This is a genomic window from Collimonas sp. GW821-FHT02H07 (assembly GCF_059421505.1).
Window position 1 is genome coordinate 522371 of the sequence record NZ_JBWKVC010000002.1, and the last position, 17047, is coordinate 539417.

The 17047-nt window shown below is 58.9% G+C and carries 10 protein-coding genes; 5 read left to right on the forward strand and 5 right to left on the reverse strand.

What is annotated here, in order from left to right; all coding sequences use genetic code 11:
- The first annotated feature begins 412 nt into the window (after nucleotides 1–412).
- A complete protein-coding gene (locus tag AC07V8_RS05550; RefSeq protein WP_494677651.1) occupies nucleotides 413–3223 on the forward strand; it encodes an IPT/TIG domain-containing protein in 2811 nt (936 codons plus the stop codon).
- Nucleotides 3224–3405: 182 nt separating this feature from the next.
- On the opposite strand, the gene AC07V8_RS05555 is transcribed toward AC07V8_RS05550, so the two are convergent.
- The gene (locus AC07V8_RS05555; RefSeq protein WP_494677652.1) at nucleotides 3406–6180 is read right to left on the reverse strand and encodes a TonB-dependent receptor; all 2775 of its coding nucleotides are present in this window, start codon (nucleotides 6178–6180) and stop codon (nucleotides 3406–3408) included.
- Between the two features lie 435 nt (nucleotides 6181–6615).
- On the opposite strand from AC07V8_RS05555, the gene AC07V8_RS05560 reads away from it, so the two are divergent.
- The 3 genes from AC07V8_RS05560 (at nucleotide 6616) to AC07V8_RS05570 (ending at nucleotide 10191) form a co-directional block, all read left to right on the forward strand.
- A complete protein-coding gene (locus AC07V8_RS05560; protein WP_494677653.1) occupies nucleotides 6616–6798 on the forward strand; it encodes a hypothetical protein in 183 nt (60 codons plus the stop codon).
- Between the two features lie 254 nt (nucleotides 6799–7052).
- The gene (locus tag AC07V8_RS05565; RefSeq protein WP_494677654.1) at nucleotides 7053–9668 is read left to right on the forward strand and encodes an FtsK/SpoIIIE family DNA translocase; all 2616 of its coding nucleotides are present in this window, start codon (nucleotides 7053–7055) and stop codon (nucleotides 9666–9668) included.
- Between the two features lie 88 nt (nucleotides 9669–9756).
- Complete coding sequence (locus AC07V8_RS05570; RefSeq protein ID WP_494721451.1) at nucleotides 9757–10191, forward strand: VF_A0006 family four-cysteine protein; 435 nt, start codon at nucleotides 9757–9759, stop codon at nucleotides 10189–10191.
- A gap of 70 nt (nucleotides 10192–10261) precedes the next feature.
- Here the strand turns inward: AC07V8_RS05570 and AC07V8_RS05575 are convergent, their stop codons facing one another.
- Together AC07V8_RS05575 and AC07V8_RS05580 are read right to left on the reverse strand one after the other, a co-directional pair.
- Entirely contained in the window at nucleotides 10262–10687 is a 426-nt protein-coding gene (locus AC07V8_RS05575) for an organic hydroperoxide resistance protein (RefSeq protein WP_494677656.1), read from the reverse strand.
- A 187-nt stretch (nucleotides 10688–10874) separates the two neighbouring features.
- Nucleotides 10875–11366 (reverse strand): MarR family winged helix-turn-helix transcriptional regulator, encoded by a 492-nt coding sequence (locus AC07V8_RS05580; protein WP_494677657.1) that lies wholly within the window; start codon nucleotides 11364–11366, stop codon nucleotides 10875–10877.
- A 317-nt stretch (nucleotides 11367–11683) separates the two neighbouring features.
- Here AC07V8_RS05580 and AC07V8_RS05585 point away from each other — a divergent pair, with 317 nt between their 5' ends.
- The gene (locus AC07V8_RS05585) at nucleotides 11684–14044 is read left to right on the forward strand and encodes a DNA polymerase II (protein ID WP_494677658.1); all 2361 of its coding nucleotides are present in this window, start codon (nucleotides 11684–11686) and stop codon (nucleotides 14042–14044) included.
- A gap of 147 nt (nucleotides 14045–14191) precedes the next feature.
- Here AC07V8_RS05585 and AC07V8_RS05590 read toward each other — a convergent pair whose 3' ends face one another.
- Nucleotides 14192–14464 (reverse strand): DUF4242 domain-containing protein, encoded by a 273-nt coding sequence (locus tag AC07V8_RS05590; RefSeq protein ID WP_494677659.1) that lies wholly within the window; start codon nucleotides 14462–14464, stop codon nucleotides 14192–14194.
- Nucleotides 14465–14657: 193 nt separating this feature from the next.
- Entirely contained in the window at nucleotides 14658–16862 is a 2205-nt protein-coding gene (locus tag AC07V8_RS05595) for an OsmC domain/YcaO domain-containing protein (protein WP_494677660.1), read from the reverse strand.
- Nucleotides 16863–17047 lie beyond the last annotated feature (185 nt).

Genomic DNA, 17047 nt, shown 5'->3' on the forward strand with positions numbered 1-17047 from the left:
GGTTACAGGCAACTACGCTTGTAACCCTTTTTGCTTTCTTGCTCTTGAAATCCGCCAAAGTACCTGTCAAGGTCTTGCAATTTTTTAAATTCCCATCTCTGGTAAACCCTTACCTGTCGCCCCGGTATCGACCCGGTTTGCCACATCCATTTCCTTCCTCCCCAGGCCGGCAAACGGCACGCGCGGCAGCACGGGTCCTGCATCGCCCATAGCGCTATATGGACTTCTCAGCCAAGTCAATCGCGGATAGCCAACACGTCGGAAAACAATACTTTACGGCAAGTATCTTTCGCAACTACAATCTCGCTCGCCATTTCTATAAAGAAATATTTCGCCGCGAAGCCTCCGGCGGCCCCCTTCCTCTTTTAATCAAACCATCAAGCTCTCGATAGCTCAAAGGCAGTGCGTCAAAATGCAAAATCAAAGAATTATTCTCGCTCTAGCGTTGCTCGGCATGACGCTGAGCCAGTCCGGTTGCGGTGGCGGCGGTGGATCAAGCGACAACACGGCATCTACGCCAAACTCGATTGCCTCCCCGACGCCGGCTGCTGCCGTAAGTATTGCAGCAGTGTCGGCTCCTAGCGCGTCCGCCGGCGCAATCATTACTGTCACCGGCAGCGGCTTTCAAAAAGTGACGGCGGTCAGCATCGGCGGCGTTGCAGTCACCTTTTCCATCGTCAGCGACAGCCAGATTGCGATTACTGTCCCGACCGCCTCCGTGAGCGGCGTGATCACCGTATCCGGCCCGGGATTCTCGGTGCAATCGTCGACCACCTTTGTTTCCAGCCTGCCTGCGCCGCTGGTCACCAGCGTATCGTCCAGCAGCGTGGCGGTCGGCGCCAACTTCACGATCCAGGGCAAGAACCTGAACCTGGCCAGCGCTTATCAGATCGCCGGCGCCAATCTGGCGATAGTCAGCAGCTCCAGCAGCGCTGTAACGCTGACCATGCCGGCGCAGCCGATTTCCGGTGTACTGACGCTGATCGTCAACGGCGCTCCGGTCAATACGTCCTATCAGCTCCACAGCTATCGTCCGGCGTCGATTGTTGCCGTGCTGCCGCAGCTCGGCATCGTCGGCAGCAGCGTGACAATCAATGGCAGCGGCCTGGCGGCAGCGACGAATATCCGCTTTGCAAATGGCACGGTAGCCTCGGTAACTGCAGCCTCCAGCAGCGCCGTCACCTTTGTCGTGCCGCCGGGCGCGGCATCGGGTCCGTTGACAGTGATAGATCCCAACCAGGAAGTGGTCAGCGCCAGTGCGTTTACCGTGGTGCCGACAGTCACCGCAACCGCCTTGCAAACCGCCAGCAGCGGCGGCACAGTGGTATTGACCGTAACAGGAACCAATCTGAGCAGCGTCACGGCGGCCACCGTAGGCAATGTCGCCGCCACCATCGTCAGCAGCAGCAGCACGCAACTGATATTGAGCGTTGCCTTGGGTAGCAGCGGCACGCTGACATTGAATGCTCCCGGCCAGGCAGCCATCAATGCCGGCACGATCGACAGCACCGGCAATGTCGGTTTGTGGATCAGCGGCGTCGACTTTGTGCATGTATTCGATAAAAGCGCCAGCGACCTGACGCTGCGCCTCACTCCGGGCCGCCCTACCCTGGTGCGGGCAAGCGTGCTGGCGCCCGCCGCAGGCGCCAAGAGCCCGCTGGTGAACCTGTCAGCCACCAACAAGGCAGGCGTGGCGCTTGGCACGCTGGCGATGAACGGCCCGGCCAACCTGCCTACCGCAAAAGACGACTACAACCTGAACAGCACTTTCAATGTCGTCATGCCCGCAGCCTGGGTGCAGCCTGGCGTCAAAGTGAGCATCAAGGTAGCGGCAGGCGCCAGCAATAACCCAGCCAGCCAGGATGCATCGCCAGTGGTCGGCGCGCCGACCAGCATGCGCGTGGTGCTGGTGCCGCTGACAGTCGGCGGCGCTACCGGCGTCCTGCCGCCAACGCTGTCGGACGTGCAAAAGGCCCTGGCGCGGGTCTATCCGTACGCCAACGGCAATATCGTCGTGCAGAGCCACGCGCCTTTGACCATCAGCGGCGCCAGCAGCACCGCGTCGATGAGCTGGTCGTCCGCACTGAGCCAGCTGGAAAGCACGCGCGAAACCGAAGATCCGAACGCGTTCTACTATGGCTTTGTGCCGATGTACTCGCCGATCCCTGGCTCATTCGTCGCCGGCCTTGGCTATGTGGGCAACCGCGCCAGCGGCGGCAGCTCTTCAGTCGCGGCGATCGGCCTGGACTGGACCAGCAGCGCCGGCCAGGGTGATCCGTTCAACAATAACTGGCCGCAATGGCAGGCCATCATGGTGCACGAGATGGGACACAACCATTCCCTGAGCCACGCCCCCTGCGGCGGCGCTGCGAGTCCGGATCCGGCCTTTCCCAACAACAACGCCGACCTGAGCGCGCTGGCGGTCTACAACAGCCTGTATGACAGCGACACGCAGACAGGCACGCTCAGCGCGCCGCTCACGCCAAGCAACACGCAGATGAAAGATGTCATGGGTTACTGCGGCGGCACCTGGTTCTCCGATTTCAGCTACGTCCGGGCGCAGCAGTTCGCCGAGTCGCGCACCACTGCGATTCCACAGCCGCTGGTGCTCGGCTCCGCCGCCAGCGTAGCCACCGCGCCGGACGGTTACCTGACCATCGCCGGCGAGATCACTGCGCAAGGCGTGCTGCTGCATCCGGCATCGGCCTCGGCGACTAAATTGCGCATCGATACCGCGACCGCCAAATCGGCCTATGCGCTGCGCGTGCTTACCGTGTCGGGCCAGACCTACACCCTGCCGTTTGAACCGGTCAGCGTTGCCGACACCACCGACAAAACCAGCCATTTCTGGGTCAGCTTGCCGAACCCGGGCGACATCGCCACTGTCGACGTGCTGTACAACGGTCAGCCGCAAACGATGCGCCAGCCAGGCCAGGTACAACGCGCGAAAGCGTCTAGCGCCACCGCAGGCAATGCCCAGGCAATGGCGTCTTCAGTTGGCTGGAACGTCCGGAACGGCCAGTTGAGCGTCACCTGGAATGCTGCTTTGGAACCATTCCTGTCGCTGATGTATATCGCGCCGAGCGGCGCCAAAACCGTGCTCGGCAACGGCTTGCAAAACGGCAGCGCGACGTTTGATATCAAGGCCTTGCCAAGCGGCGGCCGCTTTGACCTGAGCTTGTCTTCGGCAATGCAGGCACGCCTGGTCAGCTTCCCGCACTGATCGAACCGCCTGATGGCTGGATCGTGCACGTGATCCAGCCGATCCCCCGGCAGCAGCAAGCCGGTTCAAGGCCGCTGCGAACCGGGCCTGTCGCGGACACAACAAAACAGTAGTCAAAAAAAACGCCAGGGAGAGAAATCTCCCTGGCGCTTTTTATTGTTCCAATCAATTAGCCACTGCGCTTAGAAAGTGTAGCGGGCACCCACTGTGAAGTAACGCCCCACCGCGCCGGACTGATGCAGCGACGGGTTGTAATTGACGCGGCCGTAGGTTTGCACGTCCAGCGGCGCCAGGCGGTCAAACAGGTTGGCGACCGCCGCCGTCACCTGCCATTGCTTGCTCACATCCCAGCGGCCGAACAGATCGACCGTGGTAAACGACGCTACGCGGCAACCCAGCAAGGGCTTTTCCGTGACAGGGTCCACATCCAGGCATTTGCCGCCGGCTTCGTTCTTGTCTTCGATGCCGCTGACATAGTTGACCGAGGTGGTGAGATTGAACGGACCACGGTCCCAGGCCACGGAAGCGGAGGCGCGCGTACGCGGCGTGCCGCCATTGCCGGACAGGCTGGTGTCGCCGTGGGTGCCGACAAAGTTTTTCGTTTCGCCGTTGATGGTGCGTTTGAACTCGAACATTTGCGAGACAGTCAGGCCGGTGGTAAGGCGGCCGTAGCTGCTCAGATCGAAGCGGCTGCGCAGATCGATGTCCAGGCCGCTGGTGCGGGTCTGGCCAGCGTTGATGTACGGCGCCTGGACCAGCAGGACGGGTCCAACCAGGTTAGGAAAATCCGTGGTCGGTTCGCCACGCACGACCGAGCCGTTGGGGAAACTCGACGGATTGTCGATCAGCGAGACGGTGTCGGCGCCGGTGATTTCATTTTTGCGGACAATGCGCCAGTAATCCAGCGAAATACTGGTGTTCTTGACCGGCTCCAGAATGAAGCCCAGGCTGTAGCTCTGGGATTTTTCCGGCTTCAGGCTATTGTTGCTGAGCGTGGCCACATTGATGCTCTTGGTATCGCTGCAATCCGCGGAAAGATGCGTGACAGCACAGCGCACCGGATCACGCGTGTAGGTGCTGAACGCGGAAACAGCACTGTTGCCGCTCTCGGCCGGACCCGGTGCGCGGAAGCCCTCGGCATAGGTGCCACGGAAAGCCAGTTGCTGGATAGGCGTGAACTTGAAGCCGATCTTGGGCGTGGTGGAATTGCCGACATCGGAGTATTGGTCGGTACGCAAGGCGAGCTGGAATTCCAGCTGCTTGATGACCGGCAGCGCCAGCTCGGTGTAGAGCGAACTGATGTTGCGCGAGCCGCGGGCAGAGGCATAACCCAGGCCGACGATGTCGTTATTCCGGGTGAACGGCGTCGCCTCGCTATCCGTCGATTCGTGGCGGAACTCGCCGCCGACCGCTACGCCGATAGGTCCGCCAGGCAAATGACCGAATTCGCGCGTGCCTTTGAAATCCCATAAAGCGAGCTTGGTGGTCGCCGAGTTCTTCAGTTCCGGCGATACTAGACCCAAGGTTTGCGCGCTGTTCAGCACGCCATTCTGACCGATGCGGAAAGAGCCGTCGGCCAGCGCAGTCCTCAATGCGCTGGTGCGATAGTAGCCGTTCAGGGTACGCTCGGTTTTACTTTGCGCATACAGAATGCCGCTGTCATAGTCCCAGCCGAAAGCGCTGCCCTTGATCCCGGTCAGCAAGCGCGTCACCGTGGTGTCGAGGTCGCTCCTGCGCGGCCGGTTTGGATCGACCCAGCGCGGCCGGGCGCGGTTATTGGCAAACGGATTGTCCGGATGGCCAATCGGCAGCAGCAGCTGATCGGGGCCGCTGACGGTGTTGTTGAGGCGATTGCCGGCCAGGTCCAGACCGGTGCCGGTCAGCGCCGATGGCGTGGTCAGCGTCTTGGCGCTCGAATTGAACAAGCCGACTTCTGCGTAGGCCTGCGTATCGCCGTTGAGTTTCAGGGTGCCGCGGCCGTAGATATTGATATTCTGCGTTTCCGGCTGCACGGTCTGATAACCGTCCTGGATCGAATCGAACAGGCAACCGCCGCCGGAATTGATCGACGTGCCGGTGTCGATATTGGCGCAACCCGGCAGGTTTTGCACGCCGCGGCCAGGAATGGTGCCGCCGCTTGCACTGACCGGGCGCACCGTCCCAACCAGGCTGTTGCCGCCGCCGCCGCTGCTGGTGGTGGCGCCGGAGCGCTGGTCGCGTCCGCCCCATGGACGGGCATCCGCCTGCCCCAGGTATTCCGGACGATCTTTCTGCAAGATCTTGTTGCTTTGCTTGGCGTCGATGCTGAAGAAATAGTTGTACTTGTCCTCTTCCAGATTACCGAAACCGAAAGTGCCGGATACGGTGCGCAAGGTGCCGTCGCCATGACCTGAAGTACCCAGCGAACCGGAGATGGTCTTGCCTTCAAAGGTTTCACGCAGAATGATGTTGACCACGCCGGCGATCGCATCCGAACCGTAGATCGCTGACGCGCCGTCTTTCAGCACCTCGATGCGGTCCACGGCGCCGAGCGGGATTGAATTCAGGTCGACGAAACTGCGCTGGCCGTCATCGCCCAGACCGTAGGGCGCAGTGCGGCGGCCGTTGATCAGCACCAGCGTCGAATTGACCGACAAGCCGCGCAAGGAAATGCCGGAAGCGCTGCCCGCAAAACCATTGGTGGATGACGAGCTGATGGAGCCGTTGTTGTCGGCGGAAAGGCTGCGTACGACATCGGCTACCGATGTCTTGCCCGATTGCTGGATATCCTTGCGCGTCAGGATTTGCGTCGACGCCGGCCCTTCCTGTTGCGTCCGTTTGATGTTCGAACCTGTGATTTCAACCCGTCCCATCGGTTTGTCGTCATTTGTCTCTTGCGCATGTGCGGCCGGCGCCATCATGCCGACCCCCATTGCCACGCCGCCGGTAAAAAATGCAAGCCGCAGCGACTGTGACAATTTTCTTTCCTTGATCATAAGCAAAACCCCCTATCGTTTTTAGAGTTAAGAATTTAATTATTTGTGTAATCAAACCAGGCTGATCAGATCGCCTTGTGGACGATGCAATTTGCGTTTTGACATCTCTGCTAAAGCGCCTGCAGAGAGGTAAACCGAACACTTCACCAGAAGGTCTTCCTCATCATCTGGTTTTCCCCGGACTTGCCATACGCTGCATGGTTTGTTTTTTATGCAACCAATGACAATGCGGTGCATTGACGCAACTAATTGCCATGCGCCAAGACACCGCGTGTTTAATCTATACTAAAAATAATACTTTTCGTTACAAATAATTTTGTATTGTTACAAAAAGAAATGTTTAGTTACATATATGCGACAGAGAGCTGTTGAAAACCGTCGTTTCTGTCGTAAAAAGACAAGTTGAAGATTGGATGAATGAGGGTTGCAATCGCTATTAGTCAGACGATGCTGCTGTTTGCAGGCAGCTATTGCGCTTTGCAGCATTTTCAAATTGCAAGCCTTGTAAAAGCACAGAAAATGCGTTGCAACGCTTGCCGGCCTGCGGCAGCAATCCGCATTGATGACGGTGCAATTTTCGTTACATTTTTATTTATGTAAAAACAAGTTATTGGCAAGCAACCCGGAGGGAAACGGCGACTGGTTTTTCGGTTAATATCACCTACTTTGATTTCAGGTCGTCAGACAAACCTCTGTCAGGTCACCCTTGCCAAACGGCAGCGGGCGCGGCCTGCGATATCGCAACATGATTTGCGCAAGCCACACGCTTTCCGGACCTTGATTTTTCGTTGAATTTGAGTATGCATATAGCAGTTTTCAGTTGGTTCGGATGGTCCTTGCTTTGGCTGGCTCCCATGCTGGTTCGTGTACTGAAGGCGCGCCGCTCGGGCGCAAGCGCGCTGCGCGGCCCCGGTTCGATCCGCCTGTGGCTGGGGACCCTGTTGATACTGTGCGGCAGCAGCGCGCTGGAAGCCGTCTTGCGTACCAGCGAATCCGGCCCTCCCGATGGAGACCACGCCGGCTACGCGATTGCCGAAGGCCTGATGAACATGCTTGGCAGCGTCGGCGGTGTGCTGGTGATGCTGGCCGTCAGCATCCTCGCCCTGTCATGGCTGTTTGGCAGCGCATGGCTGACTTCTATCGGCAACATCCATCCTGCGCTGCGGCGTTTTTTCCCGGACAAGACAGAGCAAACCGATACGCCGCGCGAGCCACGGGCTGCCACGGCGACGGCCTCACCTCACTCGCCTCACTCGACCGTGCGGCAAGCACGTACGCGCGAAAGCATTGCAGCGCCGCCGCGCAGCAGAAAATCCTGGCGGCTGCCATCCAGTTCCGATCTGCCGGAAGTCCCGGGCAAACGATCGAGCGTCCCAGCCAAGCGTATCGAGATGTCCGCCTCCGCCAGAAGCATGGCGGAGTGGGCGACGGTTGAACGCATCATTCCGACGCCGGCCATGCTGGCGCGTGAAAAGATGGCGCAGCAGGCAAGAGCCGCCAGCGCCGCGCGGAAGGATGCGATGCATATCCGTCAAACCGAGCGCAGCCTGAATCGCCCGGCGCCGCAAACCAGGATAATCAGCACGCGCCCGCTTTCTCCGGTGGCTGCAGCCAGCGCGATTCCCGCAGCATCGCGGCCGCTGGCAGACGATACCGTGATGACGTCAGCAGTTGCGCCCGCAGCGGCGCCGCTCGCGTCCGTAGCAGAATTTCCAGGCAAGCCGGATGCCGCAACTCTGACTGAGGCTGCAACTGCCTTGGCAGATACATTCGCCGCCGGCAGCTTCGCCAGCCTGCCCCAGAGCCCGATAGAAAAACCGGAAGCGGCATTGCAGATGCGGCCCGCGCCGTTTGAAACTGCGATTGCCCATCCTGCCGCCGCCGTCGCGCAAACCGCCTATGTGGCGCCGCAGCCCGCTCCAGCCCAAACGCCCGTTGCCATCATCGATGATGGCGAAGCCGATTTCTCCTTCCATCCCTTGCATGAACTTCGAATCGATTTGCCCGGTCTCGACTTGCTGGACCCGGCAGTCAACGAATTGATCGACATCCCCGTGGAACGCCTGGCGGAAACCGGCTTGCTGATCGAGCAGCGGCTGAAAGAGTTCAAGGTGCCGGTGACGGTGCTGGGCGCCGATGCAGGCCCTGTGATCACGCGCTTCGAAGTAGAGCCGGCGCTGGGGGTGCGCGGCAGCCAGATCGTCGGCCTGATGAAGGACTTGTCGCGCGCACTGGGGCTGACGTCGATCCGCGTGGTGGAAACCATCCCCGGCAAAACCTGCATGGGACTGGAGCTGCCCAATCCGCAGCGGCAAATGATCCGCTTGTCCGAGATACTGGAGTCGCCCGCTTACCAGGATTCAGCATCGCACCTGACGCTGGCGCTGGGCAAGGACATCACCGGCAAGCCGATTGTCGCCGACCTGGCGCGCGCGCCGCACATGCTGGTGGCCGGCACCACCGGCTCCGGCAAATCGGTAGCAATCAATGCCATGATCCTGTCGCTGCTCTACAAAGCCACGCCGGAAGAAGTGCGGCTGATCATGATCGATCCCAAGATGCTGGAGCTGTCGGTCTACGAAGGCATTCCGCATCTGCTGGCGCCGGTCGTCACCGACATGAAGCTGGCCTCCAACGCGCTCACCTGGTGCGTTGCCGAGATGGACAAGCGCTACCGGCTGATGTCGGCGCTGGGGGTGCGCAACCTGGCGGGCTTCAACCAGAAAATCCGCGATGGCAACCTGCGCGGCAAGAAGGTCAGTAATCCGTTCTCGCTCACTCCCGATGCGCCGGAGCCGCTGTCCACCCTGCCGCTGATCGTGGTGATCATCGACGAGCTGGCGGACCTGATGATGGTGACCGGCAAAAAAATCGAAGAACTGATCGCCCGCCTGGCGCAAAAAGCCCGGGCTGCCGGCATCCACCTGATCCTGGCGACGCAACGGCCTTCGGTCGACGTCATCACCGGGCTGATCAAAGCCAATATCCCGACCCGCGTGGCGTTCCAGGTGTCGTCGAAAATCGACTCCAGGACCATCCTCGACCAGATGGGCGCGGAAGCCTTGCTCGGCCACGGCGACATGCTGTTCCTGCCGCCGGGATCCGGTTATCCGCAACGGGTGCACGGCGCCTTCGTCTCGGATGCGGAAGTGCACCGGGTGGTCGAACATCTGAAACAGTTTGGCGAGCCGGAATACGAAGAGGCCATCCTCGCCGGCGTACCCGCCGAGGGTGCCAGCACCGACCTGCTTGGCGATAGCCAGGACGTGGAAGCGGATCCGCTGTATGACGAAGCGGTTGCCTTCGTCGTCCGCACCCGGCGCGCATCGATTTCTTCGGTGCAGCGCCAATTCCGTGTCGGCTACAACCGCGCGGCGCGGCTGGTGGAGCAGATGGAAGCCGCCGGCATCGTTTCTTCAGTGGCGACCAATGGCAGCCGTGAAGTATTGACGCCGGTGCAAGCAGAATAAGCGGCCGCATCTCCTGCGGCGAAGGCTGTCGCTGATGCTTGCGGCATGCCAGTCCGACTCGCCGCGCAAACCCGGCGCCGGCGCATTGTTGCGCAAGTCTCCGCTCGGGAAAACGCCGCAGCCCCGGCTCAGGCTCTTCATGAAAAATTCATCATGTTGCAGTCGTGTTCGGCTGCCCGATATGTATACTCTGAGCTTCCCGACCTTTGCGCCTGACGAGCAGCCCATGAAATATTCGACCTATGTGTTCTTAGCCATGATGGCGTTTTCGGCGGCGCCGGCAATCGCGTTCGATAGCCAGCAGTATGACGAATGCGTGCTGCAGTATCTGCGAGATGCCAAGTCCGGCCAGGCCTCGGACATGATTGTCAACGCCTGCCGCAAACTGTACAAAGAAGGCGCCTTCCTGCAAAGCGCTGAAAGAACCTATCAAGCTTGCCTGCTGCAAAACCTGCCCGGCGTGGAAAACGACCAGGCCGCCCAATACATCGCAGCAGCCTGCCAAAGACGCAGCCAGCAGTAATGCAAACCCCCGGCGTATAAGCTTTATTTGCCATGCAGGGCGAATGACCTCTGCCATTCGCCCTTTCCAGTTACACCAGGGTCAGGGTAACGTCGATGTTGCCGCGGGTGGCGTTGGAATAAGGGCAAACCTTGTGCGCCTTGTTCACCAGGTCTTCCGCCGCGCCGGCTTCCATGCCTGGCAGGGAAATCCGCAGTTCGACTTCGATGCCGAAGCCGCCTGGAATCTGGCCGATGCCGACCAGGCCGGTGATCGCCACATCGGCTGGCAGATGGATCTTCTCTTGCGCAGCGACGAATTTCATGGCGCCGATGAAGCAGGCCGAATAGCCGGCTGCAAACAGTTGTTCAGGATTGGTGCCCACGCCGCCGGCGCCGCCCAGTTCCTTCGGGGTGGTCAATTTGACGTCCAGCACGTTATCGGATGAAACAGCACGGCCGTCGCGGCCTCCGGTTGCAGTGGCTTGGGCGCGGTACAGAACTTTTTCGACTGACATGATGATTTCCTTTATTGGCCGTTTGAAAAATCCTTTGGACCAGACCAGTCGGCCGTACTGACGATCCGGATAAAAAAGTACAACACTTAGATGACGCAAGAATGAAAAACGTAAAACAATAATATAGATTACACAATTACATTGCCAACAATGTATTTCATAAAATAACATGCTTCGACCATCCGACTTACTCGATATTACCCGCCATTGCCGCGCGCAGGCGTTGCAGTTCCCTGGTCAGCATTTTCACTTCATCCAGCGAGCAACCGACACTACAGCTCACATGCTGCGGTATCGCCTGCGCTTCATTGCGCAAGTCTCTACCGGCCGCGGTCAGGCTCACAATTACCTGGCGCTCATCATGCACCGCCCGCTGACGGCGCAAAAAACCACTGCCTTCCAGGCGCTTGAGCAAGGGCGTCAAGGTGCCGGAATCCAGGAACAGCCGGTCGCCCAGAGCCGACACGGTGACCTCATCGCGCTCCCACAGGGTCAGCAGCACCAGATACTGCGGATAGGTCAAGCCCATCTTTTGCAGCAGCGGCTTGTAAATCTTGGTCATGGTCAGCGATGCCGAATACAGGGCAAAGCACAGCTGGTTGTCCAGCAGCAGACTTTCCGGACCGAGTAGCTCGGACGGGAGGCTTGCAGTCGGCAGAGGATGTTTGCTGGTTTCCATGGCTTGAATAATATAGCGCTCAAAATTAAATTGCAAGCAATCTAAATTACATTTAAAACTATCGATGCGATTGTTATTAGCTATGTGCTGCCAACAAACCGCACATCGACGCAGAATATATTACACGTCGCACCATGCAATCCGCGGTCCAATATTCCTTTAAAAAAATCCGGAAAAACTTCCGCCACCCCTTGCGTGCTACCGCATGTGAAATCTTGGATAATCGGACTTGTATTATTGCAAGACATGATCCCCGCATCGCGCCGATGCCTCAATAAATATAAGCAGTTAAAAAGGTAGCAGCGAAAGGTAGTAGCGTGGCACAACAAGGTTTTCTCTTAACCAGGCACTGGCGCGACACCCCCACTGGCACGGAAGTCGAGTTCTGGCTGGCGACCGACGACGGTCCGCAGCACATCCGCCTGTCCGCGCAGGAGTCGGTGGCATTCATTCCGGCCGAGCAGCGGCAGCTGGCGGATAGCGTGCTGCGCAACGAACGCCGCTGCGAGCTGCGCCCGCTGCAGCTGACTGACTTCCATTGCCGTCCGGTGCTGGGCCTGTATTTGCAGCAGCACCGCCAGTTGATCAAGCTGGAGAAACTGCTGAGGGAAGCTGGCGTAGATGTCTACGAAGCGGATATCCGCCCGCCGGAACGCTATCTGATGGAACGCTTCATCACGGCGCCAGTGTGGTTCGCCGGCGAGGCGAATGCCAACGGTCCCATGCTCAATAGCTATATGAAACCCGCGGCCGACTATCGTCCGCAGCTGAAGCTGCTGTCGCTCGATATCGAAACGACCGCGCACGGCGACCTGTATTCGATCGCCCTGGAAGGTTGCGGTCAGCGCCAGGTGTATATGCTGGGCCCGCCGAATGGCGACGCCAGCGGGATCGACTTCGACCTCGAATACTGCGACAGCCGCCCTCTCCTTCTGGAGAAACTGAATCAATGGCTGGAGCGGCACGACCCCGACGCCATCATCGGCTGGAACCTGGTGCAGTTCGATCTGCGCGTGCTGCAAAAGCATGCAGAGCAATACAAGATACCGTTGCGCATCGGCCGCGGCGGCAGCCAGATGGAGTGGCGCGAACACGGTTTCAAGCCGAACCACCATTTCGCCTCGGCCGCCGGCCGTCTGCTGATTGATGGCATCGAAGCGCTGAAATCGGCGATGTGGAATTTCCCCTCCTTCAGCCTGGAGTATGTCGCCCAGGACTTGCTGGGTGAAGGCAAGTCCATCACCAATCCCTATCAGCGCATGGCGGAAATCGACCGCCGTTTCGCCGAAGACAAGCCGGCGCTGGCGACCTACAACCTGAAAGACTGCGAGCTGGTGACGCGCATCTTCGCCAAGACCGAGCTGCTGCCCTTCCTGCTGGAGCGCGCCGCCGTCACCGGCTTGCCGGCCGACCGCAGCGGCGGTTCGGTGGCCGCCTTCGGCCATCTGTATCTGCCGCATATGCACCGCCAGGGCTATGTCGCGCCCAACCTCGGTGAGATCGCGGACGCATCCAGTCCCGGCGGCTTTGTGATGGATTCGCAATCGGGCCTGTACGATTCAGTGCTGGTGCTGGATTACAAAAGTCTTTACCCCTCGATCATCCGTACCTTCCTGATCGATCCGGTCGGACTGATCGAAGGCATGCGCCATCCCGCCGGCCAGGATTCCGTGCCGGGCTTCCGCGGCGCCCGCTTCTCGCGCAGCAAACACAGCCTGCCGGCCATCGTCAGCCAGATCTGGCAAGGCCGTGAAAGCGCCAAGCGCCAGCGCAACCAGCCGCTGTCGCAAGCCCTGAAGATCATCATGAACGCCTTCTGCGGCGTGCTGGGATCGACCGGCTGCCGCTTCTTCGATCCGCGCCTGGCGTCGTCGATCACCATGCGCGGCCATGAAATCATGCACAAGACGCGCGAGCTGATCGAAGCCAAGGGCTACCAGGTGATCTACGGCGACACCGATTCCACTTTCGTCTGGCTGAAACAGCCGCATACGGAGCAGCAAGCGACGCAGATCGGCAATGCGCTGGCGCAAGACGTCAACGACTGGTGGCGCCAGCATCTGCAGCAAACCCTGGGGCTCGAATCCGCGCTGGAACTGGAGTTCGACACCCACTACCACCGTTTCCTGATGCCGACCATCCGCGGCACCGAGCTGGGCAGCAAGAAGCGCTACGCCGGCCTGATCGTCAATGCCGACGGCGCGGAAGAGATGGTGTACAAGGGATTGGAGACGGTCCGCTCAGACTGGACGCCGCTGGCCAAGCAATTCCAGCAGCAGCTGTACCAGCACATCTTCAAGCGTGAACCCTACCAGGCTTATGTGCGCGACTACGTCAGCCGCACGCTGGCCGGAGAATTCGACGACTTGCTGGTCTACCGCAAACGGTTGCGGCGGCCGCTGGAAGCCTACCAGCGCAACGTGCCGCCGCACGTACGCGCCGCCCGCATGGCTGACGAATTCAACCGTGCGCAAGGCCGGCCGCTGCAATATCAGAACGGCGGCTGGATCAGCTACGTGATGACGACAGCCGGCCCGGAGCCGCTGGAAACGCAGCGCTCGGCGATTGATTACGACCATTACCTGAGCCGGCAGCTGCAGCCGCTGGCGGATGCGATATTACCGTTTCTGGATGATAATTTTGCCGCGCTGGTAGGTGGGCAGAAGGAATTGTTTTAAAGTCGCAAATTGTCAGCGACGGTCCGCTGTCGGAAACCGGACGGTCAATTTCCTCCTAAGCGGCCATCTAACGCGCAAAATCAGCCGCGGCCCTGCCGGAGCTAAGCTGAGGAAGGGACGGCGGCTGAAGCACCTTGCTAGGGCCTGTTACTCCGCCGTAGTCGGGTCAATTACCGAGGTGACTTCGGAGACACGGTTTGCCGGGAAGCCCCCTTGCTGGGCATGTTCCCGAACCAGCTCTTCATTCGCCGCGATGTAAACGCAGTAGATCTTGTCGCCAGTAACATAACTTTGCAGCCATTGAATTTGCGGTCCCATCTCGCTTAGCACGCCGCACGACTTCTGCGAAATGGCTCGGAGTTCTTGCTCTGATAACTTCCCGGCCCCGGGAATATCACGCTCAATAACGTACTTTGGCATAGCACTCTCCTCAGAATAATTTCCCGGCGAGCACCACACTCGCCGGCCCTACTCGTCACACGCGTCGTGACACCTAATAGAATAGTTATACACCACGCTGCCAGTCGGGATTATTGAAATTATCAGAACATGCCGATGCGCAATAACTGCAAGGCTTCTGGCCGACCAGCGCATCCAGCCACGACTCGCTTCCCTAACCGGCTGTAGCTGCCGCATTGGCCCGCGCCTTATGCAATTTCTTGTAGCTGTCGATCAGGCGCTGGTGCCTATCGAGACCCTCCAGCTTCATGCTCGCTGGCGTTAACCCGAAGAAGCGCACGCTGCCGTCCACCGACCCCATGACCGCGTCCATCCGAGCGTCGCCAAACATCCGGCGGAAATTGACCACGTAGTCGTCCAGTTCCAGGTCGTCATCCAGCAGCACCTCCAGCACCACATTCAAGGCCTGATAAAACAAGCCGCGCTCGACCGTGTTGTCGTTGTACTGCAGGAAGGCTCCCACCATCTCATGCGCCTCCTCAAATTGCTGCAAGGCGAGATGAATCAGCAGCTTCAACTCGAGAACTGTCAGTTGCCCCCAGTCCGTATTCTCGTCAAATTCGATACCGATCAATGTGGCGATGTCGGAATAGTCATCGAGCTCATTGTTATCCAGACGCTCAAGCAGCGCTTCCAGGCTGGCATCGTCCAGGCGATGCAGATTCAAGATATCGGCGCGGAACAACAACGCCTTGTTGGTGTTATCCCAGATCAAATCCTCTATCGGGTAAATTTCCGAATAGCCGGGCACCAGAATGCGGCAGGCGATGGCGCCTAGATTGTCATACGTCGCCATGTACGCCTCTTTGCCCATGTCTTCGAGAATGCCGAACAAGGTCGCGGCTTCGTCGGCATTGGAGTTCTCGCCCTGGCCGGAAAAATCCCATTCGACAAAATCGAAATCCGCTTTGGCGCTGAAAAAGCGCCATGACACAATACCGCTGGAATCGATGAAGTGTTCGACAAAGTTATTCGGTTCAGTCACAGCCTCGGTGGCAAAGGTGGGCCGGGGCAATTCGTTGAGGCCTTCAAAACTGCGCCCTTGCAGCAATTCCGTCAGGCTACGCTCCAGCGCCACCTCCAGGCTTGGGTGCGCGCCGAACGAGGCAAACACGCCGCCGGTGCGCGGATTCATCAAGGTGACGCACATCACTGGGTACACCCCTCCCAGCGATGCATCCTTCACCAGCACCGGAAAGCCTTGCTCTTCCAAGCCCTGAATGCCGGCCAGAATGCCAGGGAATTTCGCCAGCACTTCCTGCGGTACATCAGGCAATGCGATTTCACCTTCCAGTATTTCGCGTTTTACCGCCCGCTCGAAAATTTCCGACAGGCATTGCACCTGCGCTTCGGCCAGCGTGTTGCCGGCACTCATGCCATTGCTGACGTAGAGGTTTTCGACCAGGTTGGATGGAAAGTACACCACCTCGCCGTCCGACTGCCGCACATACGGCAGCGAACAGATGCCGCGCTGCACATTGCCGGAGTTGGTGTCGACCAGATGCGAGCCAAATAAATCGCCGTCGGGATTGTAAATTGGCAGGCAGTACGCATCCAGGATTTCAGCCGGCAGCGCATCTTTAGGGCCAGGCTTGAACCAGCGCTCGTTCGGGTAATGGACAAACGCCGCATTGGCGATGTCTTCGCCCCAAAACGTGCCGGCGTAGAAATGGTTGTTATTGAGCCGCTCGATATACTCTCCCAGCGCCGACGCCAACGCGCTTTCCTTGGTCGCTCCCTTGCCATTGGTGAAACACATCGGCGAGTGCGCATCGCGGATATGCAGCGACCACACATTGGGAACAAGATTGCGCCACGAAGCGATTTCAATCTTGATGCCCAGGTTCGCCAACACGCCCGACATGTTGGCGATGGTTTGCTCCAGCGGCAGATCCTTGCCCGCAATATAGGTGCTGACGTCAGTAGCCGGCTTCAACGTCAGCAGCGACTGCGCATCGGCATCCAGGTTCTCTACCTCTTCAATGACAAACTCGGGTCCGGCTTGCACCACTTTTTTCACCGTACAACGCTCGATAGAGCGCAAAATACCCTGGCGGTCTTTGGCAGAGATATCCGCCGGCAACTCGACCTGAATCTTGAAAATCTGCTGGTAACGGTTTTCCGGATCAACAATATTATTCTGCGACAGGCGGATATTTTCAGTAGGAATATTGCGCGTTACACAATACAACTTCACAAAGTAAGCCGCGCACAAGGCCGATGAGGCCAGAAAATAGTCGAAGGGACCAGGCGCCGAACCATCGCCCTTATAACGGATAGGCTGGTCAGCCACAACCGTGAAGTCATCGAACTTGGCCTCAAGACGTAGCTTATCGAGAAAGTTGACTTTAATTTCCATGGGGCAATTCTAAAAATGAGGTAGGCGCTATTATCCGCCGCCGCGCCGGTGCCGTGCAATTTATCGATGGTTTCTTCAAACGCTGCGCCCACCGGTTGAATCCACAGCCGGATGCTGCCAATCACCGGTAAATGCTATCGGCCACCAAGGTCCCCGAGCTAAGCTCTGTATCGGCAAGCATCTCG